The organism is Prochlorococcus sp. MIT 0801 (assembly GCF_000757865.1).
In the GTDB taxonomy this organism is placed as follows: Bacteria; Cyanobacteriota; Cyanobacteriia; order PCC-6307; family Cyanobiaceae; genus Prochlorococcus_B.
Map to the genome: position 1 here is coordinate 1091387 of NZ_CP007754.1, position 17608 is coordinate 1108994.

Genomic DNA, 17608 nt, shown 5'->3' on the forward strand with positions numbered 1-17608 from the left:
TTTTTTTATTTACTAAAAGAGAAATCTCTTTGACAGGGCTAACTAAAACTGTGTTAGGAACATTTTGGAAGGAAAAAGATTGATCATTCCCCTTCATTGGGTTCTAAAAAAAGTGCAGAGAAAATGATCTTTCTTGAATTGCGATGAGAGGACAGGATTTCGACGACCGTCCCCCGATCTGGGTTGATGATGCTTACTTATTACGTCATCATTCCGGAAGAAATCTAAAAAGAACTTCTTTAGTCCTGATGTTCGTTTGAAATAGCGCTTTCCAATCTTTGCTTGTTTACTAGCTTGATTTCACCTATATATTTAATTTAGGCAAAACCTCATCATGACATAATTGACTTTATGTAGTACGAGTCGATTAATAACCCCTTTAGTTAATGAAATTTCCAGAGGGGTTTCTTTTTGGTTATTGCAGTTGTTGTTGTATTTACTCGTAAAAGGAAGAGGGATTTTTGATTGTTTTCCGATATCTACAAACTATCTAGGTAACTTGCTCAACATGAATCCAGCGGATTTCACCAGTATCGACATTTGCGATCTGAAAAAGTGTGGTTGCCTCTGGATCTCGTGAACCACCAAAAAAAGTAACCATTTTTTCTATCTGATCTTTTTCATAGAAAATAACGTCCCCAGGTCTGACTTATAAAAAATAGAGGTTCATAAATACTTTCTAACTAAATCCATATGACAGGAGAAGTATTTTTAATTACCAATCTGGATACTCGTCTTGGACTGGTTCCTCATAGAAATCTCCCTTTTCAATGCCTGAGAAATATTCAATTAGATATTGAGAATCTTCGTTTGTATTCGTCATTTTTGTTGCTGATCTTCTTGTTCCCATTCTTGAAATTGGAAATATAATATTGCGGCAATCGCTACGAAGATTGAAAGAAGTCCAGCCCAACCCCAAAACTTATGCTCTGTAAAAAGATTTGTCAGCGATGACTGTTCTACATATTTTGCATCCATCTCGTTTTGAATATTCCCAGTCCATGCATCAGCAGAGATTATAAAATTCCCAATTGAATCAATCATTCCAGCAATCTGATTAAGAAGAATATTAGGAAAAAATAAACCCTTATTGTGGATGGGTAACTAAAGATTGTGTGAGGAAATTTTCCCGCGAAAAAAGCTTGCAGATTCAAATCATAGATCGTGAAAAGATAAAACTTATCTTTCTTATCGACCATCACCATTAGATCCCTCTTTTCTGTAAGGGAGTATTTCAGTCCATTTACTTTCAGGATTTGGAATTTGGCATTAAATCAAAAGCTATAACCATTCTGTCTGAATCTGTACTAAAAGGTATTGTCCTATGATGTAAAGAAGAAGGGAATAGGACTATATCACCTATTTTTGGTTGATAAGTAAATTGAGGAGAGTTTAAATTTGAATAATTATTTGAATTCAAACTGAATTCTATTGAACCTTCATCCTTACCAAGTGGGGGGACAACCTTCAAATAAATCACGCCACTTAACCAACCTGATTCATGAATATGCGCAGATTGATAACCTTGCTTCTTCAAAATCACATGCCATGCAAAAAGATTCTTTTTAGATGGCCATTCTTGAATAAAGGAACAAGAATGATTCATAAATTTAGAATAATATTCATCTAATTCAGTTAATATTAATGACTTGAGTTGTGAAATTGCCTTCGTTGAGTAAGAAAATAAATTTATATTATTTGGAGTGTGAAATCCATTTCGAGTAGTATTCTCCTTAGGTTCCCATATGGTTTTTACTCCTTGTAGCTCATCAATGATTTCATTAATATATTTTTTAGAATTACTTTTATAAAAATTTAAATTATTAATATGTAAAAAAGAGAGGGGATTTGGACAAAAGTTATTAGCAGTATATTTATTCTCCTGAGCTGCTATAAAAGAAGAAAATGCTGCTAATCTTATATTTGATTCATCCAAGTTAGCAGTTTTTTCAATTCTGTCATAAATTTCATCAATTCTTCCTAAAGCATAAAGAGTCTCTAAAGCACATACTCGAGATATTTGCGAATTACAAGAATCTGCATCATTTAAAGCTAAATTAAAATTTCCTTTATCAAAAAATAATTGCCATCTATTCATTAATGCAGAATTAAAACCTGGTTTAAAAGATATTGCTTCAGAATAACTTTTAAGAGCCTTATCTATTTCCCCAGTCTCTCTTAACAAATTCCCTAGAAAGTTATGAGCCTCTGCATAATCAGGCTTCAATTCGATAGCTCGACAAATTGACAACTTAGCTTCATTTATCTTTCCAAGATCTTCTAAAATTCTACTCAAATTAAACAAATATTCTGCAGAGTCTGGCTTTAGACTAGTTGCTTTCCTTGCGGCTAATTCAGCATGATCTAATTTACCAAGATCTTTCAATATATTTGCAAGGTTTAGATGAGCTTCAGCAAAGTCAGGTTTCAATTTAATAGCTCTACATAAAGATATTTCTGATTCATTTAATTGACCAAAATCTCTTAATATATTTGCAAGGCTAAGATGAGCCTCAGCGAAATTAGGTCTAATTTCTATAGCCTTACGTATAGAAATTTCAGCGTCCTTTAATCTATTAAGGCTCCTAAATACATTTGCTAAATTGTAATATGCGTTTTCCTTGGTTGGATCTAGATCAATAGCTTTACGAAACAATATCTCTGCTTCTTTAGATTTACCAATATCATTTAATATAACTCCATAATTAGTAAGAACTCTATAATCAATTAAACCATTTTTTATACAGTATTGATAGTGTTTAACAGCTTCTGAAATGTTACCTTTTAAATGAAGTTTAACTGCTTTATGAATTAAACCTTCCTTATTAGAAGTATGTAAATTATTACTCAAAGTAATTGGATTTATTGTATTTGAAACCTTATCTCCTTTTGAAGACTGAGAAACTAAAAAAACCTTCACCTTAGAGGTTTCTCCAGCAGCTTTTTTAGTTTTTAGTTCTTCATTTTTGTCTGTTTCCAATATTTAAAACAATATATTGACATCATCATACATTAAATAGTTGTTTTTTAGCAGCCCAATTAAGTTATAATAATTATCGTATAGATCATTAGATTATTTCTGTATTTGAAGTCATTAAAGATTTAATTTCTATAAATTATTAGATTACCAATAAACAAATAATCTAAATTTCCTCTGGAAAAAGAAGATAAAGCGTCTTTAGGCGACTCAACTATTGGCTCTCCAGGTAAATTAAAAGAAGTATTCAATAGAATTGGAATACCAGTCAACTTTTCTACTTCTATAAGCAATTTATATAAAATTTTATTTTGTTTTTCATTTACAGTTTGAACTCTAGCTGTGCCATCAATATGTTGAACAGCAATGAGTCTTTTATCTAGAACCTTTACATTCCTCATCATAACTGGAGAACTATCATTCATATCAAAATAGAGATTGGCACGTTCTTCTATTACAACAGGAGCATAAGGACGGTATCTATCTCTGCACTTCATATAGTGATCTAAGAGATATTTTGTGAATCTACAAGATGGATTGGCTAAAATACTTCGGTTACCTAAAGCTCTTGGTCCAAATTCACTTTTCCCTTGAAACCAAGCAATAACTTTTTCCTGATGAATAAGGTTAGACGCTTTTGCAAATAAATCATCATTAGAAAGAACTTCATATTTTAAATCAAAGTTTGATAATTCATTTATAGTTTCTTGCTCATTATAAGTTATGCCATAATAATCATTTATTACTGAAAACTTACGATTAAAACTCATTTTTTGATTCACTGCTATGGCTGCACCAATGGCAGTGCCATTGTCTTCGACAGATCCATTTAAAATGATAGATTTAAATAAATTACTCTTTTTTATTTTTTCGTTTGCAACAACATTTAGTGCAACCCCTCCAGAAAGATATAGATTTTCACATGGATATTTAGACTTAAGAAGATCTAATAACTTTAAAATTACATTTTCTGTCTCAGACTGTACTCTATTTGCTAAATTAATATGATGTATACTATCAGAAAGATCTAAACTAAAGATATTAGGTTTGTTATATATTTGATTGATTCTGGAAAAGTCTAAAGTGATTTTTCCAGAATCACTAATACTAAGTAAATCATTTTCGTTAGAATCTATATCTTCACCATAGGCGGCTAAACCCATTACTTTTCCTGCAGAACTTCGCTTGCCACAACAATATAATGATGCCCAATCCCAATAATGACCGATGCTCTGGAGAAATCCTTTAGAATTTGAATTGTAATTTTCAATAGCAGCTATAGATGGACTGAATTTATAAATCAGGTGAGATTCTTTCCCATCAAACCAATATGCTGAAATAACTTCTTTACCACAAAAATGCGAAAAGTTAATAATTTTAGAGTGATATTTTTCTTTAATATTAAAATGATTTTTATCTTCCACTAAAGAACCACTTCCATCTATTACTAATACTATTCCTGGCTTGCTAAATCCATAATGAAGAATATATTCCATATGAGATAAATGATGAGGTACGTAGTATGTACCAAAGTAATTTTTAGGAACTCCTCCAATATATTTGAACAATAATTCATTACTAATCTTCTTTACTTTCCATGGAGTAGAAAGTGCAATAGCATTTATATCTTCTAATTTTAATCCACTATAGTTTAAACAATAGTTTAAACATCTTTGTGCTAGTTCTAATTCATCACCAAGAGGTAGACTCTGACGTTTATAGCGCGAAATACGTTCAGCTTGAATAGCGACTTTTACTTCACCATCGCATAACAATGCTACACTCCCATTATGACTATTATTGATTCCAACAATTACATTCATGACCTAAATTGGTAAAGTATTAATTAAATTTATTAAAGCTTTTCTAGCTAAATTATTTTCTTTAAATAGGGCAAGACTTCTTCGCGTAACAAGCCAGCCAATATCCTCTGTCTCATTATCACTTATTAGGATCATAGATTTCTGAATATTAGTACAGGATAAATTCTCTACTTCTGAAAATTTGTTTATAGTATATTTATATTCACAATAACCTAATATGAGAAGAAACTTGTCTTTTTCATCTAATAATCCTAGTAATTTATTTAAATCATATTTCTTAAATATATATTTACTAAGATCAATTATATCTTCATTTCTTTCATTTATTATTATAAGTTGTATAAAAATTGGTAATAGATTGTCTGTTAAACTTTGATCAACAAGTTTTTTTCCAAAATCGCACCAGAGTTTAATGAATTCATTAACATAATCCTTTGTATATTTTGGTATATTTCTACAAATTTTTTCTAAAAGTTTTTTAGAATTTTCCCAATCACAATTTTCTATGATATTAATTAGGTCAATATTTTCCAATAAATTCTCTCTGTAAAAATCAGAAACTTTAAGACCCTGAATTGAATAATATTTTGGATTTTTAGGTTCAAGCTTAGATGCTTTATTATAACTCAATATTGCTTCATCATATTTTCCTTGTTCTTTAAAGATATTTCCGAGCTTACAAAATGCATCTGCATAGTTAGGTTTATATTGAATAGCTTTACGAGTAGAGATTTCTGAATTATTTAATTGGCCAAGATCCATCAATATATTTGCAAGATTTAAATGAGCTTCTGCAAATCCCGGTTTAATATCAATACTTTTACGAACTGATATTAGAGCTTCGTCTAATTTTCCTAGATCTCTCATGATATTTCCAAGATTTAGATGAGCTTCAGCAAAGTCAGGTTTAAATTTAATAGCACTACATAAAGATATTTCTGATTCATTAAATTTACCAAGGTCTCTCAATATATTTGCAAGGCTAAGATGGGCCTCAGCAAAATTAGGTCTAATTTCTATGGCCTTACGTATATAAATTTCAGCGTCCTTTAATCTATTAAGGCTCCTAAATACATTTGCTAAATTGTAATATGCGTTTTCCTTAGTTGGATCTAGATCAATAGCTTTACGAAACAATATCTCTGCTTCTTTAGATTTACCAATATCATTTAAAATGACTCCATAATTAGTAAAGACTCTATAATCAATTAAACCATTTTTTATACAGTATTGATAGTGTTTGACAGCTTCTGAAATGTTACCATTCAAATGAAAACTTATTGCTTTTCCAATAATTTGTTCTTTAGACTCTTTAAATGAAATTTCTGAACTTAAAGTTATATTATCGCTAAAATCACTAATAGAAGAGGCGACTGTATATATTTTAACTCCATTCTTCTTACTTCCCCCTTCAGACATTTTTATTATTTAGGTAAGGTCCTATTAAATTATATATTTCAAAAGGCTTAAATTTTGTAAAAATAAATATTGTTATTCTTTTAGAGACAATTGATTAAATAAAAAAAATGTTTGAACTTCCTATGAGTATTGAAAACGTATGTGTAGAGATATCTAAACTAGATTACTAAGTTGAACGAATGTGGAAGAAGTTCAGTCTGGTTATTTTTATAGACCATTCTGAATGACTTAAGTGAGGATTGTTTTTCTAATAATTTCATCTCTCTTTTCTAAAAAAAGCATTTATCAATTTCAGCTTGACTCATTATTATTATCCTTCCTCGTTTTTCTTGCAAAGGCATAGTTTTCAAGCGTTGTCTTTATTAAACCTTGATAGACTCCACCTGCAGAAGCAAAACCAAACATCGCAATAAAACCTCAACCCGAAACAATTGTCACAACCCATGTACCAGCGATCATATTGAGAGGTAAAGCAAATACAGCACAAGGGATTAGAAATTTATCTATATAAAAAGTCTTGACATTGATTTCTCCAATTTCATTTCAAATAGTTTGAAGTTTGGGTTCCTCTTGAGCATTAAAAGAACGGGTTCTGTGCCTTATAAATTTCATAACCTTGATTCTCACCATCTGGTGATATTCCACTACTATCAGATCTAAAAGTAATGTGCTTCCCATCACTAGTTATCACTGGCTCCCTTAGATGACTGTCGAACTGATTAGCTTTGTCATCTAGTATCCTTTTTGTTTGACCAGTGGAAGTATTGTAGACATAAATATCAGCTATTCCATTTGTATCGTTATCATCAATATTTGTAGCCGATGATTGAAAAACTACGTAGTTACCATCTCTTGAAAAAGATGGCTGTTGTGACCATCCATCACCCTCATTTCCAGATGAACTCCCACTAATAGCATTTAACTCTCCAGAGTTCAGATCTTTGACCATGATTTGAGTATTCCCATTCCCCCCCCTGCTTGTGAACACTACTTTTGAACCATCTGAAGAGATAGAGCTTCCTCCACCTCCTCCAAATCCATACAATTGATCGCCTTGATTATTTGAGGATACCAGTGAAATTTCTGAAGTATTAATATCTTGTACATAAAGGTTCGTTCCACTTGCTCCTGGGATTAAATCATCGCCTTCATAAACAAAACTTATTTTTGAGCCATCATCACTAATCCCAATTTGGCTAGTCGCATAGCTACCTCCTCGTGTCCTACCACTACCTGGAGAACCATCTGCTTTTGTAGGGACAACAATAAGCTCCCCTGTTTCCATATCCTTTCTATAAATCAACCCTCTCCCTCCATCTTGTCTTTCTAAACCTGCAAATCTAGTATCAATACTTTCAAATACAACATATCTTCCGTCTGAAGACATTCTTGCCATATCAATGCCCCAACTCGTCTGGATTTTTTCATTATTATCAAGAGTATCTACTCTAGTAATTTCACCTGTCACTAGATCTTTTCTATATATAGGTTGTGGTCCTTCACTATTACCAGCCTGACTATTTGGACCAGAAATACCGTCCAGGTCAACTGAGCCATATTCGTCAATACTTAGCAATGCATATCTACCATTGCATGATAGATCCTGTATAAATGCTGAGTCTCCTGTTGATGGGGTACCATCTTTTGTCGAATCTATTAAAACTTTTTCACCAGATTTTATATCTACACGAAATACGTGGCCTTCATCACCAGTAGACCAATCTCCTCGCTCAGTATAAAAATTACCATCACAGCTAATAATGCTATTTGAGCCATTCCCTGAGGATAGTTTAACAAGTGCGTCCTCTATATCTCCACCACTAGAATTAGAACTAATACAAAGTAATCCTAAACACTCTGAGAAGTTAGTTCCTGTCTCCCCTTTAAAGCTATAAGTTAATTCATTCCCATTAGACGCCAATATAAAAGTAGGCAAAATATTCGTATCCGTAGGTATTGCACTAATTAATCCAGTTCCTGATGCTCCACTACAACCATTAGATCCATCAGATTGGATTTGATAAAAATTTAAATTGCTTAAAGTAAATGTACCTACTTTGCCCGTGTCGGCTTTATTGATTTCACACTCAGTTTGAATTTGTTTCATGGCTGCCAACGCAGCAGTCGCTTGAGCTTTTCTCTGGAAGCAGGTAAACGTGGGGATTGCAATCGCAGATAGGACTGCCAGTACAGAAACAACAACAACAAGTTCTATTAGAGAAAAACCTTCCTCACCTTGCTTACGCAAGAGCTTCCTTAACAGCTTAAGCTTTAAAATTTGCTCCATCTAGTCAATCTAGTTTGAATTTATAAAAGTGTCTTCAATTATTGAGAATCCCTGCTGTTAGGACGAGCAATAAAAAGCGGCGCAAAACTAATCAAGTCGAACGCATTGAACTTGTCGGTTCTTACTCCTCACTATTTAAGCATTTTTCAAAATAATGGCAGTTTTATTTGCTTATTTTAGGTATTTGCATTTCCTTGTTGATCGCTAGAAAAAATTACTTCAATAAATTGGATTCACCTTGACCTTTACAGTTATAATCACTACCCAAAAACCCTTGGCCATCAAATTCATATCAATTCAAAAGAGTTTTACATACTCCATCTGGCATTGAAATTTGTGATTTCAACAGAGAAAGAATTAGACCTAAACAAGAAGACTTAATCGACAAAAACTCTAAGAAAAGATGACTGTCATATCAGAGGAAATATTTCCACTCAAAAGATTAAGCTCCTGTGGTTATCTAACATTGCCTAACTTTTGTGTTTTAGCCTGATCCTGAAATACGACTGTAATCGACTAGTATGACCAGATATAATGTAGCTTTTATTTAACGTCTAGGGAAGCTAGTTATTCCATGGGATCTTAATTGATGTCATGGAGAAAGACATACTTCTAAAATTAGTTGCAGATTGAAAGTTCTGCCAATCCCTGGTAACTACCCTCAATAGGAGTGTTAGTCATATCATCGAGATACATATTCTGGTTGGAAGCGTTTGGATTATTGAATATTGCTAATAATCGATCAGAATTAGAATCCGGACCTTCTTCAATGTTGTTGTTTAACACTAGATTAGAAAAAGAATTATCAAAATTGTCTCCATTGGACCATTCCCAGCTACCGTTTGGATTCCTTTTTGCACCTGTCCAAAAATGATTGATTGACCATTCATTTGGTGCCCAGGAATGATTATCATCAGAGTACTGATATTTTGCTTTAGAAAACTCTTCTCCTATCCAAATGTTTTCCTCTAGGTCTGTAACGGAAACAAGATTGCCTCCTAAGGCAATTGCATTTGCATTTGCATCGGTCCAATTAGGACCGTCAACTAAAACATAGGCCGAGCAACCTTTTTCGATATAAGTATCTTTTCTGACAAAAGAATTAGCTTCTATATTCGCCTGAAATGTACTACCTCCTGTGTAACCATTGGCTACATTGCAAACCAAACCCAATCCTTTGGAGAGATCAGTTCCTGTTTGACCTTTAAAGCTATACGTTAATTCACTACTATTAGTCGCCAATATGAAAGTAGGCAATATATTTGTATCGGTAGGTATTGCACTAATTAATCCTGTTCCTGATGCTCCACCACAACTATTAGATCCATCAGATTGGATTTGATAAGAATTTAAATTGCTTGAAGTAAATGTACCTACGTTACCTGTATCAGATTTATTAATTTCACATTCAGTATGAATTTGTTTTATGGCTGCCAATGCAGCAGTCGCTTGAGCTTTTCTCTGGAAGCAGCTAAACGTGGGAATTGCAATCGCAGACAGGACTGCAAGCACTGACACAACAACTACAAGTTCAATTAAAGAAAAACCTTCCTCACCTTGCTTACCCAAGAGCTGCCTGAAGAGTTTTAGCTTTAAAGTTTCCTCCATATAGTCAATCTAGATCGAATAATGCTTTTTGTCTGGGCATTAAAAACTAAACGGACAAGGATCAATCGATTTCGTTCTTATGGGTGGATCTGGAAAAGATTGCTGATATTTACGGCGTGAGTCCTACAACAGTTAGGAGGTGGTCTATTTATCAGCGTTTGATTTATTCCAAGTCATAAGACTTGCGACCTTTATCAGTAATTCTTTATCTTCCACCTTTTAGGCCAGGAAATTAGAACATATTCAAAGGGATTAGAATTTTCAAGCGCCCCCTACAGAGCCCCCTGAGTAATACCTGCGACCTAGTGCTCCTGAATTGACTAAAACAGTCGATCAACCAAGTTGGGTAAAAGAATTTCGAAAAGCAGTTAAAGCTTCTATCCCAAAAGGTTGGTTAGTCATGCAAGGTAATAAAGAATCAACAAGGGATCAAATTCGTAAGGATGCTAAAAAAATTGTAGATTTAACAATTCCATACGCATGGAAAGAATCAGATTGGTCTAGTGCACTTTTAAGAATTAGATCAGCAGCAAAAGCTTATGAAGAATCAAATCAAAGATTAGATATAAAAACTTGCTTCAATATTGCTCACACAGTTTCAAGTGAGACAGAAATTAACTTGGAAAAAACAATCGAGACTTATAGGGAATTTAAAAAGATCGTGTAAAAGATTCGACTAGGCGTAGCAAATATCACCCTGTCTTTAAGAACCTAATCAAGGCCACTAGAAATACTTCCAAAGCACCTTTAAATGGGCCAGTACTTTGCAAGCTTGCACTTAAACAATGGCAACAAGGAACACCAATAAGAAGACACATGCACCTAGCCCTTTTTGGGTTTCTTCGGTTTTGTGTTCAGGAACAGCAGTTAGAGTCCACATAGTTGCCCCCAGCCGTAACAGATAAAGATGTAGTCACTACTAAAAAAAGAATTGGTTATCCCTTAACTGATTAACAAATTCTTCGATTATTAGATTCATTCCCCTTAGATGAAATTGGAAATAAATGGAGATTTGCTTTTCGATATATGGCTGTTTATGGCCTAAGACCTTAGGACCTCCGAACTATCCACACCCGCAATTTTGGTCAAGAGATTTGGACTAATTACGAAAACTCGAGAGGTGGTAAGAAAGGAGAAAAACCAGGGGCTAGACGTTTGTTTATATCCGTTGCTGGTCCATGACATTGATGGTCCAATTAACTGGCATCTAAAAGAACAATTAGCGATATGTGAAAAGGAAGGTTTTAAACGACTTTCCCCCGATTTGTAAAGAGGGTAATGCTGGCGATACTTTTAGAACTTATTTAAGTCGCAGAAAAGTTTGGGAGGCTATCAGAACAGAAGTTTCCAGAGAAAGTCAAGAATTAACTGCTTATTCATTCCGGCATAGATATCCCTACTGCGGTCACAATCGACCTAAAGCGGATGGTAGTTATAAAGCTCCAAAACTAATTGCTGATGCAATGGCTCATTCATTAGATACTCATCTTTTGATCTATTCCAGATTCCAAACGAAAGATCAAGCTAGTGCTTTTGACGAAACATCACTCCTAGTTAAAGGTGCTTAACAAGAAAACCAGGTATTTAAAGTTAGGTTCATTATTTCAATTTTTGAAAGATCAAAATAAATACTGATTGTCACAAATCAATTTTTTGTAAAAATAGATACAAACATTAAGGAAAAATCCATTGAACCTAAAAAACAAATTCACTTCAAAGTCATCGCAGGTTCCAATAGGAACCCAAGAGGCAAGAATAAGAAATGACCGCCAAGCAGTTTTTCAGGTTGTAAGAGATTTAGTACAGGCTCAATTTGCCCGAGGTGATGAAGAATTAACTAAGAGACTTTGGCAGGATGTTGCAGATAGAAAGATTGACCTGGACCGTGTGATAAATCTTATGTATACCTGTTCTTTTCATGAAGATGATGAAGAAATGACCAAAGTTGACGAGATTTATCAAAAGACAGGCTTGGTTGGTATGAATTAATTACTATCCCCTACGATCACACAATATAAATAAGACAAACTCTCGGACATCGACAATATTTTGGAGTCATGTCATGTATATTTCATATTTTCTCTTTGTTAGGCGATTATTTACTATCTTTGTCTCGCCAATCTCGCTTCAATGCATAGTCTTTGCTGTTATCTAGGTAAACCACCAGAAAACCAAATAAAAGTCCAATAAAAGCAACTAAAATCACGAGTTGATTAATTGGAGAAAGATTTTGTAAGAAATTCATTTAAAATATCTAATTATTAATCTATAGTTAGCTTTCATATTTTTCTATAACTCACTTTATAAATCTTGTTTAAACCTTTCGAGTCTTTTGATTGGATGAATTTCTATTTGAAGGTTGAAATCTAAGCTGATCTCTAAAATCTTCATCAGCCCAATAGTAATCATCGTAAAATGAAAAGGCTGACATAGCGACACCAGCTGTAAGGAGCGCCCCCAAGATCAAAATAATATAGAGAAGGGAAGAAGATGGAACCCAATTACCAGTTCCAGAAAAAACCGCAAAAAGCATCGTCGGGACAACAATTAAATTTCTATACAACTAGATTGGCCAAGGAAAATATTTTTACTAGCTGAAAGAAATACCCAATTTGTATAAATTCTGATGATTGGTCAAAAAGGATACTTCCATTGCTTGATGGATTTGGACAAAATGAACTTTTGGATGAACCTATATTTTTAAAAGTTAGACCTGGGGACGCTGTACTCTATGAAAAAGATCAGATAGGAAAAATTCTTACTTTTATTGGTGGATCAAGATATCCAGACGCACAGACTCTCTCCCAAAGCGCAAATGTAGATTCTGGAGAAAATTGCTGGATTCATGGAGAGGAAGTTATCGAGATAGTTAGTGAATATCGAACAACAATCAAAAAGCTCTCTTCCTTTTACGAGCAAATACAGCAACAGCAGCAATAACCAACAAGAAACCCCTCTAGAAATTCCAATAACTAAAGGGGTTATTAAATTGACTCGTACTATATGAAGTCAATTTATGTCTTGATGAGGTTTGGCCTCAATAAAATTTATAGGTGAAATCAGCATAGAAAACAAGCAAAGCTTTGAAACCCCTACCTCATATGACTGAACCTGAAGTCCATCCAAAGAAATATTTTGACCAAATAGAGGTGTTTAGCTCCATGGGAAAGAGCTCATGTATCCATGGTCCAAAGTCACCAAAGAGATTCTTTATAAATGAACCATAATGCCTTTATGAAACCCCTTTGACAGAATTGATGGGGTTGTAAGGGAAGAGGGCCTAAAAATGTTTGATAGTTTGGTTTAGCAGAGTTGGCATGAAGATCGCAACATTCCAAAACCAGCTAATAAGTGGTTTGAAGCAAGAGTGAAAGAGTTTAAATCTGGAACAGATATTGATCTTGTTTGTAATTGTCGAAGATTTAGAGGTCAAGATGATGCTGTTCTCCTTGGAATGGATCCAAAACAAGTTAGAAAAGATATGGAAAGAAGAGATGCTTAATACAAAGAAATGAGCCTAGAGGTTGGTAGAGATATAAGACGACCAAAGGAACAGAAGAAAAAACAAAAAATTACCGCCGAGCAAAGAAAACTTTTGAAGAGCTAGTCCACTCAAAGGGCGGTAAAACTTTAAAAGATCTATTAAAAGAACAGGGCGATATATAAGCCTCACTCAGTCAAAAACGAAATCGAATCTCTGCCTATAAAGGTTTCTAAATAAGTTATCTAATAGATGATTTTCAACTGCTTTTTTCTTGTTGTTGTTAATCCTGCAAAGGTCGCAGTTTTCCTTTTGAGGAATAGTGAAGGGAGTGAATAGTCTCATAAGACCTCCTCTTGATACATCTTTGGTCTAATCCTTCTTTTGGCCTGTAGGGAGTAGGAAAACACTACAAAAATGTGAATAAATAGTTAACTCTTTAAGCCATAGACCACCGCCTAACAGTGCTAGGAGAAACCCCGTAAACAAGTGAGATTTTCTTCCAGTTCCAACCGTATTTTCTATACCTGTTAATTCTTGTTTTCTTGGTATCTAACGCCCAGATAAAAAGCATTAGCGAAATTAACAGCAGGGCTTCTCAATATTTGAAGACACCTTTATAAATTTAATCTAGATTGACTAGATGGAGGAAAGTATAAAGCTAAAACTCTTCAAGCTGCTCTTGGGTAAGCAAGGTGAGGAAGGTTTTTCTTTAATTGAACTTGTAGTTGTTGTGTCAGTGCTTGCAGTCCTGTCTGCGATTGCAATCCCCACGTTTAGCTGCTTTCAGAGAAAAGCTCAGGCGACTTCTGCACTGGCAGCAATGAAACAAATACAAACTGAGTGTGAAATTAATAAATCTGATACGGGTAGCGCAGGTACGTTTACTTTAAGTAATTTAAATTCTTATCAAATCCAATCAGATGGATCTAATGGTTGTGGTGGAGCATCAGGAACTGGATTGATTAGTGCAATACCTACTGATACAAATATATTGCCTACTTTTATATTGGCTTCTAGTGGTAATGAATTAACTTATAGCTTTAAAAAACAGACTGGAAATAACTTTCAAGATTGCTTGGGAATGCTTTGCAATACTTTCAGAGGCCAACAAACAAGAGACTTTGTCCTTTCAGATCAATTTGAAGACATTGTTATTGAAGAAACCTATATAGAGCGAGGTTGTTCTGCTTATGCATGGGTTGGAGGTCCAAGCTGGCTAGAAGCTCAAGCAAATGCTAAAAAGCTTGGTGGCAATTTGGCAACGATTAACGATAAAGAAGAGAATGATTTTCTAATGAATATTTTCAATGAAGAGGGAAGGAAACATATACCCGTACAACAAGGTCATCTTAATTTACATATCGGTCTAACAAAGACTGTCGAAGCTGATGAGGGCGCACCATATGGTAATGGTTGGATCTCAGGGGAATCTTCACTCTATAGACCATCCACTTGGGGGGTTTGTAACAGTGAATGGTGTGGGATGGGAACTGATCCAGATGGAGATCATACTTCTTTTATTTTAGATCTTAATGATCAAAATCCATCAGCAAATTGGAATGATTTTCCTAATTGGCAAGGCGAAGGAGTGGGACTTGTAGAAATACCAATATGTAATAACTAGGTTCTTACTGGGGGTGTCATATGGGTCAGGTCATCCAAAGGGCGCGGATTCGGTCTAGCCTTTGGCCCTAATAGTTGTAGGCACTGGTTAATTGCAGAAATAGCAGTAATACCAGTGGATTAGAGAGATTAAGAAATCTCCTATGGACAGCTAAAAATAGAGAAAGTGCATACTTTAAAAATGATTATTTATTACCCCGTTAGCGTGCTATTGCAATATTAAACCTAAGTAATCTTTTAATTTTGGCTTTCCAATGGAATTTAAAAGGTGCTGATCTTTTCCCTTAACCTCACATAGATAATCGTCTAACAATCCATCTCTTTTGAGTTTGTATAGCGTCGATCTACTCCTATAAGCAAACTTTTTGCTCGCTTGTGTATAAGTTAAGAGTGCCATAATTGATAACCATTGGTTGACTAGTTAACTTAATTAAATTGTTTCTATCCCTCGCTAATTTGGATTTGTTAAGCAAAAATCTCCATACTTATCAGCGGTGACGCAAAATAAAAACCGCGGTGCGAATAAACCCGTAAAAGGTTTCTTTTAAAGGGACTCGTGCATAGTACGACTACCAACCGAACCCAGTCATGTCAGTAAAGAGTGCTTTATTCTCAGCTGATTCTGCAAGTCCAAGGAGTACTTCATATCTTGTTTCCGCTCCACTATTCAATTGGCCTAGCCAATAGTTTAAGCCTCCTGTATCAGCATCACGACCTAGAACATTCTGATAGAGAGTATTTAAATAGGTTGAATCGGTTACATCGTCTCCTTAACGTTATTTAAATTCAGCTCTACATAAATAGGAGAAGGAAAACACCACAAAAAGTTGAATAAAAAGTTAATTTCTAAGTGATCCTTCTATTAATTCTTTTTCTTAATTTCTTTAGTTGAACATTGAATCTTAATTGCTTTATGTGATCAAGCTTTTCTGCTATATCAACAGGCATGGTCCTTACTGCCTTAACCAATGAGAAAGCATATCTATGAGTCTCTTTGGGAAAAGAATCCATAGTCGAAGTAGGGACATATCAGCCACTCAAGCGAAAACGATAACCATTTGTCTATGAAGAAAATTACTTAAATTGCCAATCTCCTAGCAGTTACAGAGATCAGGGTGTTCACCTCTATCACAATGTATATGATGTGCTGATGGTATTATTCCGTCACAGGTATATTCCATTGCTGTTCCTGGCATCTTGAATCCGTCAGATAGAGTCCCACCACCACCAATAGTGCAGTCAGCAATGCGACTAAAGGATGAAAAAATAAATTACGCAAAAGTGTCGAAGCCTTTCCGCTCATAAAACACTTGCTCAAGCCATAGACCACCTCTTAACAGAAAATAGTAAAAAAGACTGGAAAGCTCTACCTGAACCGAACATCAGCTCAAGAAAATTTCCTTTTAGATTAAATTTTAGATTGATGGCGTACTAAGAAGCGTGATCAAATTAGATCAGAGGACAGTCGCCGAAATCCTGTCCTCTCTTCGCAAAGCTTTCTCACACAGTTTTAGTTAACCCTCCGCTGAGAGGGATTTCTTATATGAACTCCATTAATAAAGCAGCATTAGAAAAGAAGGCTTTTAAGTTTCTTCCATTTCTTATTCTGGGAAAAATTATATTTGCCGCTTGGTTTATTTCCTACTTGTTGCAACTCTAACTTTTGCCTAGTTTTCAAGCGATTGATCACCTTCTAACTGTTGTTGCTGAAACTCCATATATTCCAGCAATTGTTTTCCAGCTCCAGCCGTAAATTCTATATCTCTTGATTCTGTTTTTTTATATCCAATGCCAAAAAAATATCATAAGAGGAACCATGATCACAGCGCAAAGTCATACCCAAACACATGGAAAGGTATCATTAGTTTGAAAGAATGCATTTATGTCGAGTGAGGGTTCATGCCCTGCGACTTCGACTTTCGGATTCTATTAATGAAAATAAAAACAATCCTAAAAACTGTTGGCTCTCTTCACTTGTTATTAGGTGTACTGCTAATAAACCTGTTGATCTTTTCTATTGATACCATTGCCACATCAGTCTCAGTAGAAACATTATTATTTATTAGAGGGACAGCAGATGTTGTTGCAGCAACAAATATAGGTATTGGCTTCTTATTAATAATTTCTAGTTCCATCAGAGATCACGAATCTGCCAAGAAAGTTTTACTGGGTGAATTGGTATTAATGTCTTGCCTCTTAATAGTTGCAATATTCAATACTCTTAATGCAGGAGTTATTGTTGATGCTGGTCCACCTCCACCGTTTTGGGTTGTTCTAATTGCAAACCCAATTTTGTGTACTTATGGATTACTAAAAGGATAATAATGAACAACTTCTTCCTTAAGCCATTCAAAAAACTATCTAGAGGTAGACGTCTCAATATAAAA

19 protein-coding genes and 2 pseudogenes are annotated in these 17608 nt (G+C 34.4%); 8 read left to right on the forward strand and 13 right to left on the reverse strand.

From position 1 onward, the window contains the following. Positions 1-402: 402 nt before the first annotated feature. A pseudogene (locus EW15_RS11675) lies at positions 403-465 on the forward strand (GGIII-like transmembrane region-containing protein); the annotation flags it as partial. A gap of 25 nt (positions 466-490) precedes the next feature. Here the strand turns inward: EW15_RS11675 and EW15_RS11465 are convergent. The 7 genes from EW15_RS11465 to EW15_RS05890 form a co-directional block, all read right to left on the reverse strand. Continuing rightward, positions 491-601 (reverse strand): DUF3104 domain-containing protein, encoded by a 111-nt coding sequence (locus EW15_RS11465; protein ID WP_225866524.1) that lies wholly within the window; start codon positions 599-601, stop codon positions 491-493. Positions 602-819: 218 nt separating this feature from the next. Beyond that, positions 820-1044: a hypothetical protein gene (locus tag EW15_RS05865; RefSeq protein WP_052041177.1), complete on the reverse strand. Its 225-nt coding sequence runs from the start codon at positions 1042-1044 to the stop codon at positions 820-822. Between the two features lie 205 nt (positions 1045-1249). Next, positions 1250-2980, reverse strand: coding sequence for a tetratricopeptide repeat protein (locus tag EW15_RS10315; RefSeq protein ID WP_052041178.1), 1731 nt, complete (start codon positions 2978-2980; stop codon positions 1250-1252). A 122-nt stretch (positions 2981-3102) separates the two neighbouring features. Then, positions 3103-4800 carry a carbamoyltransferase C-terminal domain-containing protein gene (locus EW15_RS05875; protein WP_038653090.1) on the reverse strand — a complete coding sequence of 566 codons (1698 nt, stop codon included), beginning with the start codon at positions 4798-4800 and terminating at the stop codon, positions 3103-3105. A 3-nt stretch (positions 4801-4803) separates the two neighbouring features. Further along, positions 4804-6219, reverse strand: a complete 1416-nt coding sequence (locus EW15_RS10320) for a tetratricopeptide repeat protein (RefSeq protein WP_052041179.1) — start codon at positions 6217-6219, stop codon at positions 4804-4806. Positions 6220-6796: 577 nt separating this feature from the next. Then, positions 6797-8506: a prepilin-type N-terminal cleavage/methylation domain-containing protein gene (locus tag EW15_RS05885; RefSeq protein ID WP_038653093.1), complete on the reverse strand. Its 1710-nt coding sequence runs from the start codon at positions 8504-8506 to the stop codon at positions 6797-6799. Positions 8507-9124: 618 nt separating this feature from the next. Next, on the reverse strand, positions 9125-10114 hold the full coding sequence (locus EW15_RS05890; RefSeq protein ID WP_038653096.1) for a prepilin-type N-terminal cleavage/methylation domain-containing protein: 990 nt from the start codon (positions 10112-10114) through the stop codon (positions 9125-9127). A gap of 316 nt (positions 10115-10430) precedes the next feature. Here EW15_RS05890 and EW15_RS05895 point away from each other — a divergent pair, with 316 nt between their 5' ends. From EW15_RS05895 to EW15_RS05905, 3 genes are all read left to right on the forward strand, one after another. Beyond that, positions 10431-10781 carry a hypothetical protein gene (locus tag EW15_RS05895; RefSeq protein ID WP_038653100.1) on the forward strand — a complete coding sequence of 117 codons (351 nt, stop codon included), beginning with the start codon at positions 10431-10433 and terminating at the stop codon, positions 10779-10781. A 562-nt stretch (positions 10782-11343) separates the two neighbouring features. After that, on the forward strand, positions 11344-11682 hold the full coding sequence (locus tag EW15_RS05900; RefSeq protein WP_038653102.1) for a hypothetical protein: 339 nt from the start codon (positions 11344-11346) through the stop codon (positions 11680-11682). 121 nt (positions 11683-11803) lie between these two features. Then, positions 11804-12103 carry a hypothetical protein gene (locus EW15_RS05905; protein WP_038653105.1) on the forward strand — a complete coding sequence of 100 codons (300 nt, stop codon included), beginning with the start codon at positions 11804-11806 and terminating at the stop codon, positions 12101-12103. A 106-nt stretch (positions 12104-12209) separates the two neighbouring features. Here EW15_RS05905 and EW15_RS10865 read toward each other — a convergent pair whose 3' ends face one another. Both EW15_RS10865 and EW15_RS05910 read right to left on the reverse strand, forming a co-directional pair. Continuing rightward, the gene (locus EW15_RS10865; RefSeq protein ID WP_156095758.1) at positions 12210-12359 is read right to left on the reverse strand and encodes a hypothetical protein; all 150 of its coding nucleotides are present in this window, start codon (positions 12357-12359) and stop codon (positions 12210-12212) included. A 69-nt stretch (positions 12360-12428) separates the two neighbouring features. Beyond that, entirely contained in the window at positions 12429-12647 is a 219-nt protein-coding gene (locus EW15_RS05910) for a hypothetical protein (protein ID WP_038653108.1), read from the reverse strand. Between the two features lie 119 nt (positions 12648-12766). On the opposite strand from EW15_RS05910, the gene EW15_RS05915 reads away from it, so the two are divergent. Together EW15_RS05915 and EW15_RS11605 are read left to right on the forward strand one after the other, a co-directional pair. Then, positions 12767-13054 (forward strand): DUF3104 domain-containing protein, encoded by a 288-nt coding sequence (locus EW15_RS05915; protein WP_225866525.1) that lies wholly within the window; start codon positions 12767-12769, stop codon positions 13052-13054. A 427-nt stretch (positions 13055-13481) separates the two neighbouring features. Further along, the gene (locus tag EW15_RS11605) at positions 13482-13616 is read left to right on the forward strand and encodes a hypothetical protein (RefSeq protein WP_255327213.1); all 135 of its coding nucleotides are present in this window, start codon (positions 13482-13484) and stop codon (positions 13614-13616) included. 418 nt (positions 13617-14034) lie between these two features. Here EW15_RS11605 and EW15_RS11680 read toward each other — a convergent pair whose 3' ends face one another. Further along, positions 14035-14169, reverse strand: coding sequence for a helix-turn-helix domain-containing protein (locus EW15_RS11680; protein WP_225866526.1), 135 nt, complete (start codon positions 14167-14169; stop codon positions 14035-14037). A gap of 69 nt (positions 14170-14238) precedes the next feature. On the opposite strand from EW15_RS11680, the gene EW15_RS05920 reads away from it, so the two are divergent. Next, the gene (locus EW15_RS05920) at positions 14239-15222 is read left to right on the forward strand and encodes a prepilin-type N-terminal cleavage/methylation domain-containing protein (protein WP_038653111.1); all 984 of its coding nucleotides are present in this window, start codon (positions 14239-14241) and stop codon (positions 15220-15222) included. A 207-nt stretch (positions 15223-15429) separates the two neighbouring features. Here the strand turns inward: EW15_RS05920 and EW15_RS05925 are convergent, their stop codons facing one another. The 3 genes and pseudogenes from EW15_RS05925 to EW15_RS11230 all read right to left on the reverse strand — a co-directional run bounded on the left by EW15_RS05925 (position 15430) and on the right by EW15_RS11230 (position 16232). Continuing rightward, on the reverse strand, positions 15430-15618 hold the full coding sequence (locus tag EW15_RS05925; protein WP_038653114.1) for a hypothetical protein: 189 nt from the start codon (positions 15616-15618) through the stop codon (positions 15430-15432). A gap of 172 nt (positions 15619-15790) precedes the next feature. Beyond that, positions 15791-15979, reverse strand: a pseudogene (locus EW15_RS10870) (DUF4214 domain-containing protein); the annotation flags it as partial. Between the two features lie 88 nt (positions 15980-16067). After that, positions 16068-16232 (reverse strand): hypothetical protein, encoded by a 165-nt coding sequence (locus tag EW15_RS11230; protein WP_197049649.1) that lies wholly within the window; start codon positions 16230-16232, stop codon positions 16068-16070. A 921-nt stretch (positions 16233-17153) separates the two neighbouring features. On the opposite strand from EW15_RS11230, the gene EW15_RS05930 reads away from it, so the two are divergent. Then, positions 17154-17543 (forward strand): hypothetical protein, encoded by a 390-nt coding sequence (locus EW15_RS05930; protein WP_038653117.1) that lies wholly within the window; start codon positions 17154-17156, stop codon positions 17541-17543. Positions 17544-17608: the final 65 nt, after the last annotated feature.